This is a genomic window from Mycobacterium sp. 20KCMC460 (assembly GCF_022179425.1).
Taxonomy (GTDB): domain Bacteria; phylum Actinomycetota; class Actinomycetes; order Mycobacteriales; family Mycobacteriaceae; genus Mycobacterium; species Mycobacterium kiyosense.
Genome location: NZ_AP025524.1, coordinates 3,150,117 through 3,170,125, shown reverse-complemented (window position 1 = coordinate 3,170,125; position 20,009 = coordinate 3,150,117). Strand labels below are relative to the sequence as shown.

Annotated in this window: 11 protein-coding genes and 1 pseudogene; 10 read left to right on the top strand and 2 right to left on the bottom strand. The window is 66.7% G+C overall.

Annotation, left to right across the window (positions count from 1 at the left end):
• Positions 1–51: 51 nt before the first annotated feature.
• Positions 52–273 (top strand): hypothetical protein, encoded by a 222-nt coding sequence (locus MKCMC460_RS14655; RefSeq protein WP_236983741.1) that lies wholly within the window; start codon positions 52–54, stop codon positions 271–273.
• A gap of 176 nt (positions 274–449) precedes the next feature.
• Positions 450–614 (top strand): hypothetical protein, encoded by a 165-nt coding sequence (locus MKCMC460_RS14650; protein ID WP_236983743.1) that lies wholly within the window; start codon positions 450–452, stop codon positions 612–614.
• A gap of 50 nt (positions 615–664) precedes the next feature.
• On the opposite strand, the pseudogene MKCMC460_RS14645 reads toward MKCMC460_RS14650, so the two are convergent.
• A pseudogene (locus tag MKCMC460_RS14645) lies at positions 665–1,273 on the bottom strand (hypothetical protein); the annotation flags it as partial.
• Positions 1,274–1,537: 264 nt separating this feature from the next.
• Between MKCMC460_RS14645 and ppsA the strand changes: the two are divergent.
• The 7 genes from ppsA to MKCMC460_RS14610 are packed head-to-tail and all read left to right on the top strand — an operon-like array spanning position 1,538 to position 16,014.
• Positions 1,538–3,934 carry a phosphoenolpyruvate synthase gene (ppsA, locus tag MKCMC460_RS14640; RefSeq protein WP_238304459.1) on the top strand — a complete coding sequence of 799 codons (2,397 nt, stop codon included), beginning with the start codon at positions 1,538–1,540 and terminating at the stop codon, positions 3,932–3,934.
• Between the two features lie 58 nt (positions 3,935–3,992).
• Positions 3,993–7,676 (top strand): trehalose-phosphatase, encoded by a 3,684-nt coding sequence (otsB, locus tag MKCMC460_RS14635; RefSeq protein ID WP_236974908.1) that lies wholly within the window; start codon positions 3,993–3,995, stop codon positions 7,674–7,676.
• 3 nt (positions 7,677–7,679) lie between these two features.
• Complete coding sequence (locus MKCMC460_RS14630) at positions 7,680–8,885, top strand: MFS transporter (RefSeq protein WP_238304457.1); 1,206 nt, start codon at positions 7,680–7,682, stop codon at positions 8,883–8,885.
• Between the two features lie 25 nt (positions 8,886–8,910).
• On the top strand, positions 8,911–10,587 hold the full coding sequence (locus MKCMC460_RS14625) for an NAD(P)-binding protein (RefSeq protein WP_238304455.1): 1,677 nt from the start codon (positions 8,911–8,913) through the stop codon (positions 10,585–10,587).
• Positions 10,584–14,162: a pyruvate:ferredoxin (flavodoxin) oxidoreductase gene (gene nifJ, locus MKCMC460_RS14620; protein ID WP_236974912.1), complete on the top strand. Its 3,579-nt coding sequence runs from the start codon at positions 10,584–10,586 to the stop codon at positions 14,160–14,162. The genes MKCMC460_RS14625 and nifJ overlap by 4 nt, the downstream gene beginning before the upstream one ends.
• Positions 14,162–15,178: a dihydroorotate dehydrogenase-like protein gene (locus tag MKCMC460_RS14615; RefSeq protein WP_236974914.1), complete on the top strand. Its 1,017-nt coding sequence runs from the start codon at positions 14,162–14,164 to the stop codon at positions 15,176–15,178. Before nifJ ends, MKCMC460_RS14615 begins: the two co-directional genes overlap by 1 nt.
• Before the next feature lie 14 nt (positions 15,179–15,192).
• The gene (locus tag MKCMC460_RS14610) at positions 15,193–16,014 is read left to right on the top strand and encodes an SDR family NAD(P)-dependent oxidoreductase (RefSeq protein ID WP_236974916.1); all 822 of its coding nucleotides are present in this window, start codon (positions 15,193–15,195) and stop codon (positions 16,012–16,014) included.
• A gap of 19 nt (positions 16,015–16,033) precedes the next feature.
• Here the strand turns inward: MKCMC460_RS14610 and MKCMC460_RS14605 are convergent, their stop codons facing one another.
• On the bottom strand, positions 16,034–17,569 hold the full coding sequence (locus tag MKCMC460_RS14605) for a DUF4185 domain-containing protein (protein ID WP_309297848.1): 1,536 nt from the start codon (positions 17,567–17,569) through the stop codon (positions 16,034–16,036).
• A 235-nt stretch (positions 17,570–17,804) separates the two neighbouring features.
• Here MKCMC460_RS14605 and glgX point away from each other — a divergent pair, with 235 nt between their 5' ends.
• The gene (gene glgX, locus MKCMC460_RS14600) at positions 17,805–19,973 is read left to right on the top strand and encodes a glycogen debranching protein GlgX (RefSeq protein ID WP_236974924.1); all 2,169 of its coding nucleotides are present in this window, start codon (positions 17,805–17,807) and stop codon (positions 19,971–19,973) included.
• Positions 19,974–20,009: the final 36 nt, after the last annotated feature.

Sequence of the window (20,009 nt, the reverse complement as noted above, 5' to 3'; positions counted from 1 at the left end):
GGATCGCTACGGCTCGGAAGCAGCGGAGGTGCATCGGGTAAATTGCCGCCCATGCCCGACGATGACACTGCATTTCCCGACGACGTTCCCGTCGGCGACGCTGCCGAACAGCAGCGATTGGCCGCCGATGAGCCCGAAGACGAGGAGACGCCTCAGGATTTCGCCGGCGAAGTACCGCTGGAAGCCGACGTCGCCGATTGGCGGGAGCAGCAGGAAACGGTGTTCCTCGCGCCCGAGCCGGATGAGCTGACCGACCTGGACGAGTCCGGGTAGTAGCCCGCACTTCGCCTTGCGATGGCGCTAAATGACGCGCACGGTAAATGGACCGTCAAAGTCTGGTTAAAACGCCCCCGCCCGCATCGCCAACGGGTCAACGGACGGCAAAAATTGAGACGGCCCGGTCGATGACAGTGGCGCCCGAGCCGAGTCCCAGCCGATAGGAAGCCGTCATGTTGAACGTTGAGGCGAGGCTACGCCAGCAGTTGCGCGATTACGCCGTCGAATTACGTCAAGTGGCCTACACCCTGCCGAACGGGGTGGGTGAGCATGATCTGCTCCGACTCTCCGATCAGATGCGGGCGACCGCGGATCAGGTTCTCAGCAAAGGCGCTTGACGCCAGTCGCGCGGCATCGACACCCCGCCCGGCCTGATCGCAGCGGCCGAATAGTGCCGGCGAATCGCCGGCCCGTCGAGGCCGCAGGTAAACGCCAGGTAGTCGAAGAAGCCGTCGCGAACTGCAGCACCGGGTCGTCGTGATGAGGTTGTTCCAAGGGTGACAGCCCGGACAGGATCACATCTGCGTGCGGGTGGTTTCGTTGACCAATTGTCAACGGAGATCATGGCTTCCAGCATCGGCAGCGCATCATGGACCTTGTTACGTCCAGGTGAGGACACGCACCGGGTTGCCGACGATGGTGATCAGCGCCCTGAGCTGCCCCTCCGCCCGTGTGGCGATCTCTTCGACCATGCACGGCACCGGCACTTGGCCGAGAACCTCTTTGGGGCCCCGGGCCTGGTGCGCCACCGGTGCCGGTGAGTTCGCGTGCGCGGCGGTCTGCGTCCGCACCGGATCGATCACAATTACTCTGTCGCGCTTGAGAATTGCGCCGATCATTCTCATCACGTCCGGCGCGGCCAGCACCGAGCCCTGCGACGCGGCCGGGTTGGCGCCCATGATCACCAGCAGGTCGGTAGGGCAATGTCGGCAACCGGGAAGTTTCACCAGCCGCCGCACGTCAGATGCGACGAAAGGTTCTTCGGCCACTGGTCGACCGGCCGAATACGGTCCGGGTCGCTGCGCAGGGACACGAGCGAGGCGCCCGTGGGACGGATGTGCGTCACCAATTCGAGTGACCTTCGGCCCTGGCTTGGGATACCCCGCAATGAAAGGTTGGCAACGTGCATGGAGTGCACACACCGGACTCGACCGATGATCGCGGGATGCGAGACCACGCTGTTGCGCCACGGCCGATCGTTACATGATGTGTGGATCACGCTCGATACTGCCGGCTGCTTGACGCCCTGAGAGGACAGGTCATGAACAAGTCCGAGTACGTCCGCTTCTTCGACGACATCGGTATCGACGACGTGCCGATCGTGGGAGGCAAGAACGCCTCGCTGGGTGAGATGGTCCAGAAGCTGTCCGCGCAGGGTGTTCGCGTCCCGCACGGATTTGCCATCACCGCCCAGGCGTACCGGCACATGTTGGACCAAGCCGGCGCCTGGGATCGGCTGCACGCCGAACTCGACGACCTCGACCCCGACGACGTCGTGGCTCTGGCGCGTAAGGGTAAGCGCGCCAGGGAGATCGTCTACGGCGCCGGACTGCCCGACGACCTGGCCGCCGACATCCTGGACGCCTACCGCACGCTGCAGCAGGAGTACGGCGAGGACGTCAGCCTGGCAGTGCGAAGCTCGGCGACCGCCGAGGACCTGCCAACGGCCAGCTTTGCCGGGCAACAGGATTCATACCTCAACATCAAGGGCGCGGAGAGCCTACTCGACACCTGCCGGCGCTGTTTTGCCAGCCTGTTCACCGATCGCGCCATTCATTACCGCATCGACCAGGGCTTCGACCACTTCAAGGTCTCGCTGTCGATCGCCGTGATGAAGATGGTGCGCTCCGACCTCGCCGCCTCCGGTGTGATGTTCTCCCTGGACACCGAGTCGGGCTTCCGCGACGCCATATTCGTGACGGGCGCCTACGGTCTCGGCGAGAACGTGGTGCAGGGCGCGGTGGATCCCGACGAGTTCTACGTGCACAAACCCACGTATCTCGCGGGTCACCGGGCCGTGCTGCGCCGCCTCATCGGCGACAAGGCGGTGAAGATGATTTTCGTTGAGGGAGAGACGAAGTACACCACTCGCAACATCCCGACGCCCAAGGCCGATCGCGCGCGTTTCTGCATCACCGACGAGGATGTGCTCGAACTCGCCGGTTACGCGTGCGCGATCGAACAGCACTACGGCCGCCCGATGGACATGGAGTGGGCCAAGGACGGTCTGGATGGCCAGCTCTACATCGTCCAGGCCCGCCCCGAAACGGTGGCCTCGCAGCGCAGCGACACCGGGCTGGAAACCTATGTGATCGAGGGCCGGGGTGAGGTACTTGCCGAAGGGCGGTCGGTCGGGGAACGGATCGCCTCGGGCGCGGTGCGACGGATCAAGGACCTCACCCACCTGTCCGATTTCCGCCCCGGCGAAGTACTGGTGGCCGACACCACCACGCCGGACTGGGAGCCGGTCATGAAGACGGCCGCGGCCATCGTCACCAACCGCGGCGGCCGCACCTGCCACGCGTCGATCATCGCCCGCGAACTGGGCATCCCCGCGGTGGTCGGCACCGGCGACGCGACCACCTGCGTGCCCGACGGCGAGCTGGTCACGGTGTCGTGCGCCGAGGGTGACACCGGCCGCGTGTACCGCGGCGAGGTGAAATTCCGGGTGGATCGCAGCGAGGTGGGTGACCTGACGCGGCCCCGCACGCAGGTGATGCTCAACCTCGGAAACCCGGACCTGGCCTTCAAGACATCGTTCCTGCCGAACGACGGCGTGGGGCTGGCCCGGATGGAATTCATCATCAGCGAGTACATCCGGGTCCACCCGCTGGCGCTGGTGCACCCCGAGAAGGTGGAGGATCCCGAGGCTCGCCGCACGATCGCCCGGTTGACCCAGGGATATGCGGACGGCACAAGCTTTTTCGTGGAGCGGCTCTCCGAAGGGATCGGCACCATCGCCGCCGCGTTCTGGCCCAAGCCGGTGGTGGTCCGGATGTCGGACTTCAAGACCAACGAGTACGCCAGCCTGCTCGGCGGGCCGCCCTTCGAGCCTGCGGAGAGCAACCCGATGCTCGGGTTCCGTGGCGCCTCGCGCTACGCGCACCCCGCCTATGCCGAGGGCTTCGCACTGGAGTGCCGCGCGATGCGACGCGTGCGCGAGGAAATGGGCCTGACGAACGTCATCCTGATGCTGCCGTTCGTGCGCCGGGTGGCCGAGGCCGACCTGGTTCTGCAGACGATGGCCGACCTCGGTCTGCGGCGCGGCGAGAACGGGCTGAAGATCTACGCGATGTGCGAAATCCCGAACAACGTGATTCTGATCGACGAATTCGCCAAGCGCTTCGACGGCTTCTCCATCGGCTCCAACGACCTGACCCAGCTCACCCTGGGCGTCGACCGGGACAGCGAGGTAGTCGCATTCGACTACGACGAACGCGACGAGGGCGTCAAGGAGATGATCCGCCTGGCGGTGGATGGCTGCCGCCGCAACGGAATCCACTCGGGACTGTGTGGGCAGGCGCCGTCGGACTACCCGGACATGGCCGAGTTCCTGGTCCGGATCGGAATCGACTCCATGAGCCTCAATCCCGACACGGTGATCAAGACCACGCGCCAGATCCTGCAACTGGAGCAACAGGTCGCGCCATCCCAATGACCAGCAACCCGTTCCCTCGCCCCCAAGCCCAGCACGCCGCTTTGAGCAGGAGCCTGGCATGAAGCTGCCGACCACCATCGACCCGCGGCACCACGACGCGGTGATCTTCGACCTCGACGGGTTGCTCACCGACACCGTCGGCGCCGACGCTGCGTCCTGCGCGCCGCTGTTAGGTCCCACGCTGGCATTGGCGCGAAAATTGCAGCGCGCCAACGTCGCCACGGCGGCGTGCAGGTCGGGCAGACACGGTCGCCAGGTGCTGAAAGCCGCCGGGATCGATGACATATTCGACGTCTGCATCGACGGCGAGGCGGAGGCCGGGGACTCGGCTGTCAGTGTGGACGCCAGCCACCGGCTCGGGGTGCGTCCACAACGTGCGGTGGTCGTCGGATACACCAACGCTGCCGTGACCGCGGGCCGCGACGGCGGATTCTGCCTCGTCGTCGGTGTCGACCGCGACGGCGGCGCCGACCGGCTGCGGCAAAGCGGCGCCGACGTCGTGGTGGCCGGCGTGGCCGACATCGCGGTGCGCTATGGCGACAAGCGCATGTCGGAAATCCCGAATGCGCTGAATTCCTACGGTCAGTTGATCGGCATCGCCAGCGCTCGAGAGTTGGCGCTGTTCCTCGATTACGACGGAACGCTGTCCCCCATCGTCGCCGATCCCGAGGCGGCCACCCTGGTCGACGGCGCAGCCGAGGTGCTGGCCCAGGCGGCCGAGGTGTGCCCGGTGGCGATATTGAGCGGTCGCGACCTGGCGGATATCCGCGACCGCGTCGGCGTACCCGGGCTCTGGTATGCGGGCAGCCACGGGTTCGAACTGATGGCACCAGATGGCAGCTACCACCAAAACGATTCCGCCGCAGCCGTTGTCCCGGTTCTGCAGCAGGCGGCTGCCGAGTTGCGCGACAGCCTTGCCGAAATTCCGGGGGTACGGGTCGAGCACAAGCGTTTCGCCGTCGCCGTTCACTACCGCGAGGTCGCACCAGAGCACATCGGCCAGATCGTCTCCACCACACACAAGCTCGCAAGCCGGGCCGGCCTGCGAGTGACCAACGGACGCATGCTCGTTGAGCTGCGACCCGACGTCGACTGCGACAAAGGCACCACGCTGGCCTGGATCGCCGACCGCATCGACCGCGGCCACTCCCGACTTCCGATCTACATCGGCGACGACCTCACCGACGAAGACGCCTTCGACGCAGTCCAATTCAGCGGCATCGGCATCGTGGTGCGGCACAGCGAGGACGGCGACCGCAGAACGGCCGCCCGATTCAGCCTGACCAGCCCGGACGAGGTGCGCGAATTCCTTCAGCGAGGGTCGAATTGGCTTGCCTATAACCACCAAACATCGTCCACGGCTTGGGATTTCACCTTCGAAGGATACGACCCGCAGAGTGAGAAGCTGCGTGAGTCCTTGTGCACGGTGGGAAATGGCTACTTCGCCACCCGCGGCGCCGCGCCCGAATCGAAAGCCGATCAGGTGCACTACCCGGGCACGTACGCGGCCGGGATCTACAACCGTCTGGTCGACAACGTATCGGGCACCGAAATCGACAACGAAAGCCTGGTCAACATACCCAACTGGCTGGCCCTGACCTTCCGCATCGACGACGGCAGCTGGTTCGACATCGACGACGTCGAGGTGCTGTCGTTCCGGCAGTCCCTCGATCTGCGCGGTGCGGTGCTGACCAGGGCCGTGCGGTTCCGCGATGACGCCGGACGCACCACTTCCCTGACGCAGCAACGATTCGTCGCGATGCACCTGCCGCACGTCGCCGCCCTGCACACGACGGTCCTCGCCGAGGACTGGTCAGGGACGATCGAGGTCCGCTCGACGCTGGACGGGAACGTCACCAACTCGCTGGTCGAGCGGTACCGGGATTTGGCCAACCATCATCTCGAGCTGTTGGAGAAGCGGGAGATCTCAGACAACTCCGTGCTGCTGTCGATGCGGACAACCCAGTCGCGCATTCCCGTCGCCATGGCGGCGCGCAACATCGTCTGGCGTGACGAGATTCCCGTCCCGGCCAGCTATCACCACTTCGAGCGGGCCGCCGAGGTCGGTCACGATATCGCCGTCGAGCTGGCGATCGGTGAAACGTTGACGGTCGAGAAGGTCGTAACGCTCTACACCGGGCGCGATGTTGCGACCTCCGAACCCGCGGTGGACGCCGAGCGCTTGCTGGGCCGGCTCGGCCGGTTCGCCGAGCTGCGGGACGGGCACCTGACCGAGTGGGTGCATCTGTGGGAACGGCTGTCCATCGACTTCGAAGACTTCGCCGACGAACTGCGCATCCTGCGACTGCACATGTTGCATCTGCTGCAGACGGTGTCGCCCAACAGTTCCGACCTGGATGTCGGCGTGCCGGCGCGCGGACTGCACGGCGAGGCGTATCGCGGGCATATCTTCTGGGACGAGCTGTTCATCTTCCCGGTGCTGAACCTGCGGCTGCCCATGGTGACCCGCTCGCTGCTCGGCTACCGTTACCGGCGCCTGCCTGAGGCGCGTCACGCCGCCCAGGAGGCCGGCTACGCCGGCGCGATGTTCCCCTGGCAATCCGGCAGCGACGGACGCGAGGAAAGTCAACGGCTGCACCTGAATCCGCGCAGCGGACGGTGGAATCCCGACTCCAGCGCGCGGGCCCACCACATCGGCATCGCCGTCGCCTACAGCGCGTGGAAGTTCTATCAGGTCACCGGCGACCTGGCCTACCTGATCGACTACGGCGCGGAGTTGCTGGCCGAGATTGCGCGCTTCTGGGTGAGCCGGGCCACCTACGACGAGGACCGCGGCCGCTACAGCATCCGCGGTGTCATCGGCCCCGACGAGTTCCACTCCGGCTATCCCGACGCGCCGTACGACGGCATCGACAACAACGCGTACACCAACGTGATGGCGGTCTGGGTGATCCTGCGCGCCTTCGACGCGCTCAAACTGCTGCCGCTGCCGAACCGAATCGATCTGCTGGAAACGCTGCGGCTAAGCACCGACGAACTGGCCCGCTGGGAAGACGTGAGCCGGCGGATGTACGTGCCGTTCCACGACGGCGTCATCAGCCAGTTCGAGGGGTACGGCGAGCTGGAGGAACTGGACTGGGACCGGTTGCGGCGCCAGTACGGCAACATCCAACGTCTCGACCGCATCCTCGAGGCGGAGAACGACGATGTGAACCGGTACAAGGCGTCCAAGCAGGCCGACGCCCTGATGCTGCTCTACCTGATGTCGGCAACGGAGTTGGGCGAACTGCTCGACCGGCTCGGTTACCGCTTCGACGTGGACACCGTTCCGGAAATGGTGGATTACTACCTGGCCCGCACCTCGCACGGGTCGACGCTCAGCGGTGTGGTGCACACCTGGGTGCTGGCCCGGGCCAACCGCGATCGGGCCATGGAGTTCTTCCAGCAGGCGCTCAAGTCCGACGTGTCCGACATCCAGGACGGCACCACCTCCGAAGGCATACACCTTGCGGCCATGGCCGGATCGGTCGACCTCATGCAGCGTTGCTTCACCGGCATGGAGACCCGGGCCGACCGGATCATTCTCGATCCGCATTGGCCGGAAACGCTTGGCGTGCTGGCTGTCCCGATCCACTATCGCGGTCTGCACCTGCACCTGCGGGTCAGCGGGAAGGGCGTGATGATCAGTGTGGATCCGCGCGACGCCCCCGGAGTCGACGTGCAATGCCATGGCAAGGTCGTTCACCTGATGCCCGGGACCGTCGTCCGATTCCCCGGCTGATCCATGGAAGTTCGTGCGGCACAAGGTTGGCTGACCCGCAATGTCCGGGTGCTTTCCGCGGTTTCGTTCCTCCAGGATGCCGCCAGCGAACTGCTGTACCCGCTGTTGCCGATCTATCTCACCGCGGTACTCGGTGCCTCGCCGGCCGTGGTGGGAGCCGTCGAAGGCGCGGCTGAGGGGGCGGCGTCGCTGACCAAACTGACGGCTGGGCCGCTCGGGGACCGCTTTGCCCGGCGCCCGTTGATCATGACCGGCTACGGGATGGCCGCGCTCGGCAAGGTGATCGTTGCGGTTGCCGGCGCGTGGCCCGGGGTGTTGAGCGGCCGGGTGGTGGATCGAATCGGAAAGGGTGTTCGCGGAGCGCCTCGCGATGCCCTGCTCGTCGATGGAGTCGACGAGGCCAGCCGCGGCCGGGTGTTCGGATTCCACCGCGCGATGGACACTCTCGGCGCGGTGGTCGGCCCGCTACTCGGGCTGGCCGGATACGAGCTGCTCGACCATCGGATTCCGCCGTTGCTCTATATCGCGATCGTTCCGGCCGTGCTGAGCGCGGCCCTGGTGCTGTGGGTGCGCGAACGGGCCCGACCGGTGCAGCGCGCGGCCCGCCAGCCGGTGCGCACCGCCCTGGGCAAGCTGCCGGGCCGATACTGGCGAACGATCGCTCTGCTGACGGCCTTCGCCGCGGTCAACTTCCCCGATGCGCTGATCCTGTTGCACCTCAACGAAATCGGGTTCTCCGTTGCCGAAGTGATCCTGGCCTACGTGGGATACAACCTGGTCTACGCGGTGGGCAGTTACCCGGCCGGAGCTCTCGCCGACCGCATCCCGAGGCCCACCGTGTTCGGCATCGGCATGGCCTTTTTCGCTGTCGGTTATCTCAGCCTCGGGCTCACCACCGACAAAGTTGCGGGTTGGCTCATCGTGGGGCTCTACGGCTTGTTCGCCGCATGCACCGACGGCGTCGGAAAGGCGTGGATCTCAGGGCTCGTTCCCGCCGCCCTGCAGTCCAGCGCGCAAGGCATATTCCAGGGCGCGACCGGCTTCGCGGTGCTGTCGGCAGGTCTGTGGGCCGGTCTGCTGTGGGGGCCGGCCGGCCGGCTGCCGCTGCTGATCTCCGGTATCGCCGGAGGCTTGTTCGCGGCCCTACTGCTCACCTCGTCGATAGGCGCGGCGAGCCGCACCAAATCCCCCGCTGCGTCGGACGACTGAGATGTCCGGAATCTATGCTGGGCAGATGGCGGGTGACGAGCACGCCAGCAGCGAGGCCGGCCCGGGCGCGGTCGTGCCGTCGTTCTCTGACCTCACCGCACTTCCGGACCTGTCGCACGACCGGGCCCGGGCGGGACCGGTGCGCGAACGCCGGCCCGTCTACGTCGATCTGCTGCCGCCCTGCAACGCCGGCTGCCCCGCCGGGGAGAACATCCAGGCCTGGCTCGCCCATGCCGCGGCGGGCCGGCACGAACAAGCGTGGCGTCAGCTCGTCGCGGACAATCCACTGGCGGCAATCCACGGCCGCGTGTGCTACCACCCCTGCGAAAACGTCTGCAACCGTGGCCATCTAGACAGCTCCGTATCGATCCACTCGGTGGAACGGTTCCTCGGCGACCTGGCATGCGAACGCGGCTGGCGGTTCGAGGCTCCCGCCCCCACCGGCAAGCGGGTGCTGGTCGTGGGCGCCGGGCCCAGCGGGCTGTCCGCTGCCTATCATCTGGCACGCCTCGGCCACCAGGTCGAGGTCCGCGACGCCGGGGCCGCGCCCGGCGGGATGATGCGGTACGGCATTCCCAGCTACCGGCTGCCCCGGGAGGTCCTGGATGCCGAGCTGGACCGGATCGCGGCCATGGGTGTCGTATTCACCTGCGGTCATCGGGTCGAGGACCTCGCCGCCGAACGGGACGAGGGCGACTTCGACGCGGTGTTCGTCGCGGTCGGTGCGCATCTGGCCAAGCGAGTCGACATCCCGGTGCGGGACGCCGCCACGATGGTGGACGCGGTGTCGTTCCTGCGCGACGTCGCCTCCGGCGAAAGTCCGGCGATCGGAAAGCATGTGGCCGTCTACGGCGGCGGCAACACCGCGATGGACGCCGCGCGGGTGGCCCGCCGGCTGGGCGCGCAGGATGCCGTCATCGTCTACCGCCGCACCCGTGTGCAGATGCCCGCCCACGAGCAGGAAGCCGAGGATGCCGAACGCGAAGGCGTGCGGATCAACTGGCTGCGGACCGTCAACGCGTTCGACGGACCCGAATTGCGGGTCGAGGTAATGGAACTCGACGAGTCGGGATATCCGCGGCCGACCGGGCGCTTCGAGACGCTGGCCGCCGACACCCTGATCATGGCGCTGGGCCAGGTAACGGAGTCGGCCTTCATGCGGACGCTGCCGGGAGTGCAGTTCGACGGCGACGGCAGCGTGCGCGTCACCGAGTCGATGATGACCGGCTGTCCGGGGGTTTTCGCCGGCGGCGACATGGTGCCCGGTGAGCGCACCGTCACAGTCGGTGTCGGACATGGGAAGAGGGCGGCCCGCAACATCGATGCCTGGCTGCGCGGCGACTCGGGCCTGCGCCCCGCGAAACACCCCACGGCGACGTTCGACGCTCTGCACCTGTGGTATTTCGGGGACGCCGCACGGCGCCGGCAGCCCGAACTCGAGCCGGCGGCACGCGTCGAGAATTTCCGCGAGGTCGTCGGCGGCCTGACCGCCGAACAGGCCACCTACGAAGCCAACCGGTGCCTGTCGTGCGGGAACTGCTTCGAATGCGACGGCTGCCTGGGCGCGTGCCCGGAGAATGCGGTGATCAAACTCGGTATGGGGCACCGGTACAAGTTCGACTATGACAAGTGCACGGGTTGCGCGGTGTGCTTCGACCAGTGCCCCGTGCACGCCATCGAGATGTTCCCGGAGCCACGATGACTCGAGCCACCCTGGACGGCAACGAGGCCGCCGTCTCAGTCGCCTACCGACTCAACGAGATCTGCTGCATCTACCCCATCACACCGTCGTCGCCGATGGCCGAGTTGGCCGACGAATGGTCCAGTGCGGCAAGGCCGAACGTGTGGGGTACCGTCCCCGCAGTCGTCGAGATGCAAAGCGAGGGCGGTGCGGCCGGCGCCCTGCATGGCGCGTTGCAGAGCGGGGCGTTGACCACGACCTTCACCTCGTCGCAGGGCCTGCTGCTGATGCTGCCGAACATGTACAAGATCGCCGGCGAACTCACTTCGGCGGTCATCCACGTTGCAGCGAGATCGGTTGCTGCACAAGGGTTGTCGATCTTCGGTGATCACTCCGACGTGATGGCGGTGCGGCAGACCGGATTCGCGCTGCTGGCCGCCGCCTCGGTGCAGGAGGCGCACGATCTGGCGCTGGTCGCGCAGGCGGCCACGCTGACCACCCGGGTACCGTTCGTGCATTTCTTCGACGGATTCCGGACTTCGCACGAACTCAACACGATCGAGACGCTGTCCGATGACGACCTGCGCGACCTGGTGCCTCAGGAGTTGGTCTGGGCGCATCGCGGACGTGCGCTGTCCCCCGAGCACCCGTTCATCCGCGGCACCGCGCAGAACCCCGACGTCTACTTCCAGGCGCGGGAAACGGTGAACCCGTTCTACGCCCGCGTTCCGGAGGTGCTCGAGGAGCTGATGACCCGGCTGGGCGAACGCACCGGCAGAAGCATGCACATCGTCGAGTATCACGGGGATCCGCAGGCGCAGCGGGTGCTGGTGTTGATGGGTTCGGGCGCCCAGACCGCGGTGCAGACCGTTGCGGCTCTGGCCGCGCGTGGCGAGCGGGTCGGGGTGCTGCAGATCCGGCTGTACCGCCCCTTTCCCACCGAGGCCTTTCTCGGCGCACTGCCCGCCACCGTGCGCACGATCGGCGTGCTGGACCGCACCAAGGAACCCGGATCCGTCGGCGAGCCGCTGTATCTGGACGTGGTGGCGGCGCTGGCCGGCGCCCACGCCGACGGGCAACGGACCGTCATGCCCCGCGTCACGGGCGGACGCTACGGACTGTCCTCCAAGGAGTTCACCCCCGCGATGGTTGCCGGCGTGTTCGCCGAACTGGCTCGCCCGCAACCGCGGCGGCGATTCACCGTCGGCATCGACGACGACGTCTCCGGCACCAGCGTGGCCTACGACCCATCCTTCGACGTCGAATCGCCCGACACGGTCCGGGCGATCTTCTTCGGGCTGGGTTCGGATGGCACGGTCAGCGCCAACAAGAACACCATCAAGATCCTCGGCTCGGAAGCCGGCCTGCACGCGCAGGGTTACTTCGTCTACGACTCCAAGAAATCGGGTTCGCAGACCGAGTCGCATCTGCGCTTCGGGCCTAACCCCATCCGGGCTCCGTATTTGGTGTCGGGCGCTAATTTCGTTGGCTGCCATCAGTTTCGCTTCCTGGACAAGGTCGACGTGCTGGGTCGGGCGGCGCCGGGTGCGGTGTTGCTGCTGAACTGCCGGCACCCGGTGGACAAGGTCTGGGACGCGCTGCCCCGGCCGGTTCAGGAACAGATCCTGGACAAGCGGATCACCCTGTACACCGTGGACGCCGGCCGGATCGCCCGTGAGGCCGGACTCGCCGGGCGAATCAACATCGTCCTGCAGACCTGCTTCTTCGCGATATCGAAGGTGCTGCCGCGCGAGCAGGCGATCGCCCGGATCAAGAACTCGGTGCAGAAGATGTATGCCAGCCGAGGCGGCGACGTGCTGCAGAAGGAAATGGCGGCGGTGGACCGCGCCCTGGACGGGTTGTACCGGGTGGAGGTGCCTGCCCTGGTCACCTCGACCCGGATGCCGCCGCCGACGGTGCCCGACGGCGCCCCGGAGTTCGTCCGCACCGTCACCGCGGAGATGATGGCCGGACGCGGAAACGCCCTGCCGGTCAGCGCACTTCCGGTGGACGGCAGCTATCCCAGTGGCACCACCGCATACGAGAAGCGCAACATCTCCGAGTTGGTGGCGGTGTGGGATGCGGGCAGTTGCATCCAGTGCGGCAACTGCGGTTTCGTCTGCCCGCACAGCGTGATTCGGTCGAAGTTCTACGACCAGGCCCTGCTCGCCGGCGCACCGGAGAATTTCGACTCCGCCCCGCTCAACGCGGTCGGACTGCCCGACACCAGGTACTCGCTGCAGGTGTACGTCGAGGACTGCACCGGCTGCGGCCTGTGCGTCGAGGCATGCCCGGTGGTCATACCGGGCAGCACGGGCACCAAAGCCATCAATCTCGGCCCCAGGGAGCCGCGGGTCGACGGCGCCCGGAACAATATCGAGTTCTTCGAGACGCTGCCGAACAACGACCGATCCCGGGTGGACTTCGGCACCGTGCGCGGAACCCAGTTCCTGCAGCCACTTTTCGAGTTCTCCGGCGCCTGCGCGGGCTGCGGTGAGACCCCGTACCTCAAGCTGCTCTCGCAGCTCTTCGGCGACCGGCTGATGGTCGCCAACGCGACCGGCTGTTCGTCCATCTACGGGGGCAACCTGCCCACCACGCCGTGGACGGCCGACGCCGAGGGGCGTGGCCCGGCGTGGTCCAACTCGCTGTTCGAGGACAACGCCGAGTTCGGCCTCGGCTTCCGGTTGGCCGACGACGCCCACGTGCAGCTGGCCCGGCGGCGGTTGAGCGGGCTGCGCGACGTCCTGGGTGCCGAACTGGTCGACGCCATCCTGACGGCGCCGCAGCTGCGGGAGTCCGAACTGCGCGCACAGCGCGCGCGGGTGGCCGAACTGCGGCGCCGCCTCGACGATCTCGAACCCGCCGGCGACGACGTGGGTGATCTGCGCAGCGTGCTGGACCACCTGGTGCGGCGCAGCGTGTGGATCGTCGGCGGCGACGGCTGGGCCTACGACATCGGGTTCGGCGGGCTCGACCACGTGCTGGCCAGCGGGCGCAACGTCAACGTGCTGGTGCTCGACACCGAGGTCTACTCCAACACCGGCGGCCAGATGTCGAAAGCGACCCCGCTGGGTGCGGTGGCCAAGTTCGCCGCCGGGGGCAAGACCGTCCCGTTGAAAGACCTTGCGCTGCAGGCGATCGCCTACGGCAACGTCTACGTCGCCAAGGTCGCCATGGGCGCCGACCCGCAACAGACGCTACAGGCGTTCCGCGAGGCGGAGGCCTACGACGGCCCCTCCCTGATCATCGCCTACAGCCAGTGCATCGCCCACGGCATCGAGATGCGGCACGGGATGGATCAGCAGTACCGTGCCGTGGCGAGCGGGCACTGGCCGCTGATCCGCTACGACCCGATGCTGCGGGCGGCCGGAGAGAACCCGTTCCTGCTCGACTCGCATCAGCCGCGTATTCCCCTGGCCGACTACCGCAACGGGGAACTGCGTTTCCGTGCGCTGGCCAACGCCAACCCGGCCGAGTACGACCGGCTCCTCGGACTGGCCGAACAAGCCAACGCCCAACGCTGGAATGTCTACCAGGAGATGGCTTCTCGCGGTCCCGAACACTTCCGTGCCGACGCCCGCAAGGAACACTGATGGACCTGTCGACTCGCTATCTGGGGCTCGCACTGCCCAACCCCCTGGTCGCGGCCGCGTCCCCGTTGTCCCGGACCGTCGAAGGCGTCCGGCGACTTGCGGATGCCGGGGTCGGTGCGGTCGTGCTCTATTCGCTGTTCGAAGAGCAACTGCGCCGCGAGGCCGAACGCAATGCACGTCTGGCCGAGGCGGGCACCGAGAGCTTCGCCGAGTCCTTGTCGTATTTCCCGCAGGTCGCCGATGAGGACCACGGCCCGCGCCGCTACTTGAGCATGCTCGAACGGGCGGCCGGTGCCGTCTCGGTGCCCGTGATCGGTAGCCTCAACGGCAGCACGCCCGGCGGATGGACCTACTACGCACGGTCCATGCAGGAATGCGGTGCTGCCGCAATCGAATTGAACGTCTACTACCTGCCCGGGGATCCGCTGATCAGCGGCCGTGACGTCGAACAGCGTCACCTCGACATCCTGGCGCGGGTCAAAGACGCGGTGACCGTACCCGTCGCGGTGAAACTCAGTCCCTACTTCAGCGCGACCGGTGAGATGGCGCGGCGTCTCGACGAAGCCGGCGCGGACGGGCTCGTCCTGTTCAATCGGTTCCTACAGGCCGACATCGACCCCGAGACCCTCACCGTGCAGCGTGGCGTGTCACTGTCCACGGCCGCGGAAATGCGATTGCCGTTGACGTGGATCACGTTGCTGCGCGGCCGAATCCGGGCTTCGCTGGCCGCGACGACCGGCGTTGAGAGTGCCACGGAACTGATCAAGTACCTGCTGGCCGGCGCGGATGTGGTGATGAGCGCGTCGGCGCTGCTGCGCCACGGCCCCGAGTACGCCGCCGTGCTCCTCGAGGGCCTACGAGACTGGATGCGGCGCAAGGAATTCAACACAGTCGAGGAACTGCGCGGGATGCTCGCCGCCACGCCTGCCCCCAACGGTGCGGACGAGACCACCCGCGAGCGCTGGGACTACGTCAGCGCACTGCGCCAGGCCGACGACTCCGGTTACGCCCCCTGATGGATTCCCTCGGCATGCTGCTCCCCGATTTGGTGTGCGTGGTCACCGGCGGAGGCGACGGTATCGGTGCGGCAACGTCGCGGCTGTTCGCGCAGCACGGTGCTCGAGTGGTGATCGCCGACATCGACGCCGAGCGCGCCCAGCGGACGGCCGAGGAGATCGAATCGGGAGGCGGAACGGCACTGCCCGTCGTCACCGATGTCCGGGAGGACGCACAGGTCGCCGCGCTGGCGGCCGCCGTACTGGACCGCTTCGGCCGGGTGGACGTGCTGGTGAACAACGTGGGTCACTGGGTGCGTCATCCCGGCCCGTTCGCCGGCACCGACCCGCGGTGTTGGGATGAGTTGTACCGGGTGAACCTGCAGCACGTCTTCCTGGTCACCCGCGCCTTCCTGCCGGCGATGATCGAGCAGCAATCAGGCGCGATCGTCAACGTCTCGTCGGTGGAAGGGTTGCGCGGCTACCCCGAGGATCCGGTCTACGCCGCCTTCAAGGCCGCCGTCGTCCATTTCACCCGCAGCCTGGCGGTCCAGGTAGGCCGGGACGGCGTGCGGGTCAACGCAATCGGTCCCGATGTCACCGAGTCGCTGCAGGTGCCCTACTCGCAGTGGCTGTCCGCCGAGGAGCAGACGCAGTGGCCGAAGTGGGTGCCGCTGGGGCGGATGGGCGTGCCGGAGGATCAGGCGCGAGTCATCCTGTTTCTGGCGTCGGACCTGTCGGCGTTCGTCACCGGCCACACGATTCCGACCGACGGCGGCACCGGCGCCGCGGGCGGCTGGTTCCGCTCGTCGCGCCGGGCGGGCCGGGACTGGACGAACCGGCCCTTCGACGCCTGACGGCGCCGTTTTGCGCTACTCAGCCCAGCGTGGTGTGCATCAACATGACGTCGTATGCCGACCACAGCGACAGGTTGAAATACACGTCCTTGCCCGTGGTCCAGGGATGCATCATCGGCGCGTAGATGCCGCCGGGCATCTGGAAGCTCGAGACCAGCAGATGCTCCGGGCTGTAGGGCCCTTGCGGCGTCGGTGCGGTCCGGGCCACCACGTCGTTGGCGCCGTTGGTGTACATCACCAGGTACTGCTTGAGATAGGTGTTGTACTGAGCCGACATCTCGGCCACCGGACCCGGGATGACCGGGGTGGCCGCCGACGGCTTGTTCGGCACCCAGGAGTTCGAATCTCCGTTCCAGTACTCGTATTTGGTCAGGTCCGGGATGAAGCGCGGCTGTACCCGCGACAGGTGTGCCGCGCCACCGCGACCGTTCGGGGTCCCGAACGAGTAGAGGTAGCCGTCGTTGCCCTTGACGTACGCGCCCATCTGGAAGTTCTCATTGCCCTCCACGTACGGGACCCGCGCGGCGTCAGGCCCGTTGGCGCGAATGGTGCCCGGATACACCGACCAGGTCTGGCCGTTGTCGGTGGACATCGCGACCCCGGAGTAGTTCGTCCACCATTCCCCGTCGCGGCCCCAGTCCTTGATCGACATGAAGTTGATGTACTGGGTTTTCCCGACGGAGATGGCGGCGGTCGGGATGATTCCGGTCTCTTCCTTCGCGTACTTGATGCTGTTGATGACCTGCCGGGAGAAGCCCGGCTGCTGGGTCGGCGATCCTGCATACCGGTTGGACGGGTCGCCTTCGGCCACATGCATCCCATGGGACAGGTCGTGGTCGTTGCTGCGGAACAGCACGTTGTACCGCCACTGGTCACCATGGACAGCGCAGTAGCCGAACGTGTCGCCGAAGGCCATCAGGACTTGATGGTTGGCGGGATCGCCGTTGTCCCAAAGGATCCCAAGGTCAGTCCCGGAGATGCCGAAGCGCTGCAGGGTCTTGTTCGGGCCGTCGGGGCCGGTCACCCATTCGACCAGCGAGGTGTTGGAACCGCCGAGCGCCCCCATCGCATCCGGCGCCCCCGGTGGGGCGGCGGCCGGTTCCGGGGCCGGGTTCGGCGGGGGTACGGCGGCCTCCGGCGCCATTTGCGCGGCCTGGGGCTGCTGGCCCGCGGCCGGCGGCGTGGGGGCCGGTGGCCCGGGGTTGGCACCGGGCACGCGTGCCTGCTGTTGGATCGGCGCGGAGTACCGCTGACCCGGCTGCAGCATCCGCTGCAACGGCCCGACCCTGGGCAGCGGCGCACGATCGTTCGCGCCGCGGGGCCGCTTGTTCAGCGGGCCGAGTACCTTGCCACCGGGGTTGGTGACCACCGCATTGGCCGGAGGCGGAACGTTGGCTTCGGGCGCACTGCACGGCAATGCGTTCGCGGCCGGCGCAAGGCCGATGGGCAGGATGAGCCCAACAGCGGCCGCCGCCGCCAGCGATACCGAGACGAAGCGAGGAATCGCCGACATGTCACACCTCTCCGGGGACCGGACGCCGATTGACGTCCGCATTGGGTTGATGTGACGATAGTGAGCAATGAGACGCTTGTGACCGTTGAGCAGTCAAAAGGTACGCGTCTGTGACCGTGTCGCAATCCACCATTCGGCGCGATACGGACCGGCCGGTCGCGATACTTCACGACCCGTTCCCGCGGCGCTGAGAGCCATCTCATGCTTAGCCTGCCCCCGCGCTGGATATATACGCTTGGGCACGGTTCGGTTCGGGCACGGACGACGAGGAGGCACGGTGGTCACCAACGGCAGTTCGCAGGGCACCACCGGCGACGGGGAACGCCCCGAGGTCTGGCCGGGCAAGGCTTATCCGCTGGGCGCCAGCTACGACGGCTCCGGGACCAACTTCGCGGTGTTCAGCGAAGTCGCCGAGCGGGTCGAGTTGTGCCTGTTCGACGACAGCGGAGCCGAGACCCGGATCGTCCTGCCGGAGGTCGACGGTTTCGTCTGGCACGGCTTCCTGCCCAGCATCCAACCCGGCCAGCGCTACGGCTATCGGGTGCACGGCCCCTACGATCCCGCCGCCGGCCAGCGCTGCAACCCGAATAAGCTGCTGCTGGACCCGTATTCGAAGGCCATCGACGGCGCTTTCCAGTGGGGTCAGCCGCTGTTCAGCTACAACTTCGGCGACCCCGACAGCCGCAACGACGAGGATTCGGCCGCCGACATGCCCAAGTCGGTGGTGATCAATCCGTACTTCGACTGGGGCGTGGACCGCCCGCCGGGCCACGAATACGCCGACAGCATCATCTACGAAGCCCATGTCAAAGGTCTGACCCAAACCCACCCCGCCATCCCGGAACGCAGCCGCGGCACCTATTCCGCGATCGCCCACCCGGCGATCGTCGAGCACCTGACCAACCTCGGCATCACCGCCATCGAGTTGATGCCGGTGCACCACTTCGCCAACGACTCCACGCTCATCGACAAGGGACTCTCGAACTACTGGGGCTACAACACAATCGGGTTCTTCGCCCCCGACTCCAAGTACGCCCTGGCCGAGACGCCCGGCAGCCAGGTCCAGGAATTCAAGGCCATGGTGCGCACGCTGCACGAGGCCGGCATCGAGGTGATCCTGGACGTGGTCTACAACCACACCGCCGAAGGCAATCACATGGGTCCCACGTTGTCGATGCGCGGCATCGACAACGCCGCCTACTACCGCCTGGTCGACGACGACAAGCGCTACTACATGGACTACACCGGAACCGGTAACAGCCTCAACGTCGGCCATCCGCACACCCTGCAATTGATCATGGACTCGCTGCGGTACTGGGTGACCGAGATGCACGTCGACGGCTTCCGCTTCGACCTGGCTTCCACCCTGGCGCGCGAGTTCTACGACGTGGACCGGCTGTCGGCGTTTTTCGAACTGGTGCAGCAGGATCCGATTGTCAGCCAGGTCAAGCTGATCGCCGAGCCGTGGGACGTCGGGCCGGGTGGATACCAGGTGGGCAACTTCCCCCCGCAGTGGACGGAGTGGAACGGCAAGTACCGCGACACCATCCGCGACTTCTGGCGCGGCGAGGACGCCATCTTGTCCGAGTTCGCCTCGCGCATCACCGGTTCCGCCGACCTCTACGAGCACACCGCGCGCCGCCCGGTGGCCTCGATCAACTTCGTCACCGCGCACGACGGCTTCACGTTGCGGGACCTGGTGTCCTACAACGAGAAACACAACGAAGCGAACAAGGAAGACAACAACGACGGCGAGTCGCACAACCGGTCCTGGAACTGTGGTGTCGAAGGCCCCACCGACGACCCGGAAATCAACGCGCTGCGCGCTCGGCAACAGCGCAATTTCCTGGCGACAACCATTCTGTCGCAAGGTGTTCCGATGATCTGCCACGGCGACGAACTGGGCCGCACCCAGCACGGCAACAACAACGGCTTCTGTCAGGATTCCGAGCTGACCTGGATCGACTGGGACAACGCCGATACCGACCTCGTCGAGTTCTCCCGCACCGTGGCGGCGATCCGGGCCGATCATCCGGTTTTCCGCAGGCGCCGCTTCTTCACCGGCGCACCGGTCCGCCACCGCGGCTCCGAAGGCATACCGGATATTTCGTGGTTCCGCCCGGACGGTTCGGAGATGAGCGACGAAGACTGGGACTCGGGCTTCGGCAAGTCGGTAGCGGTATACCTGAACGGCCTGGGCATCCCAGGCACCGATTCGCGCGGGCAGCGCATCACCGACGACTCATTCCTGCTGTGCTTCAATGCCCATCACGAGCCGATCGAGTTCATCCTTCCCAGTGACGAATTCGGGCCGGGCTGGCTGCCCGTGCTCGACACCACGGCAGCAACCGGCCGGCCCGCCGACCCGGAGACGCTGTCGCCGCAGGGCAAGATCCTGGTCGAAGGCCGCGCGGTGGTGCTGCTGCAGCAGACCCACGCCGACTGAGGCCGTGGTTGAGTCCGGTCAGGCCGGGTACCACTC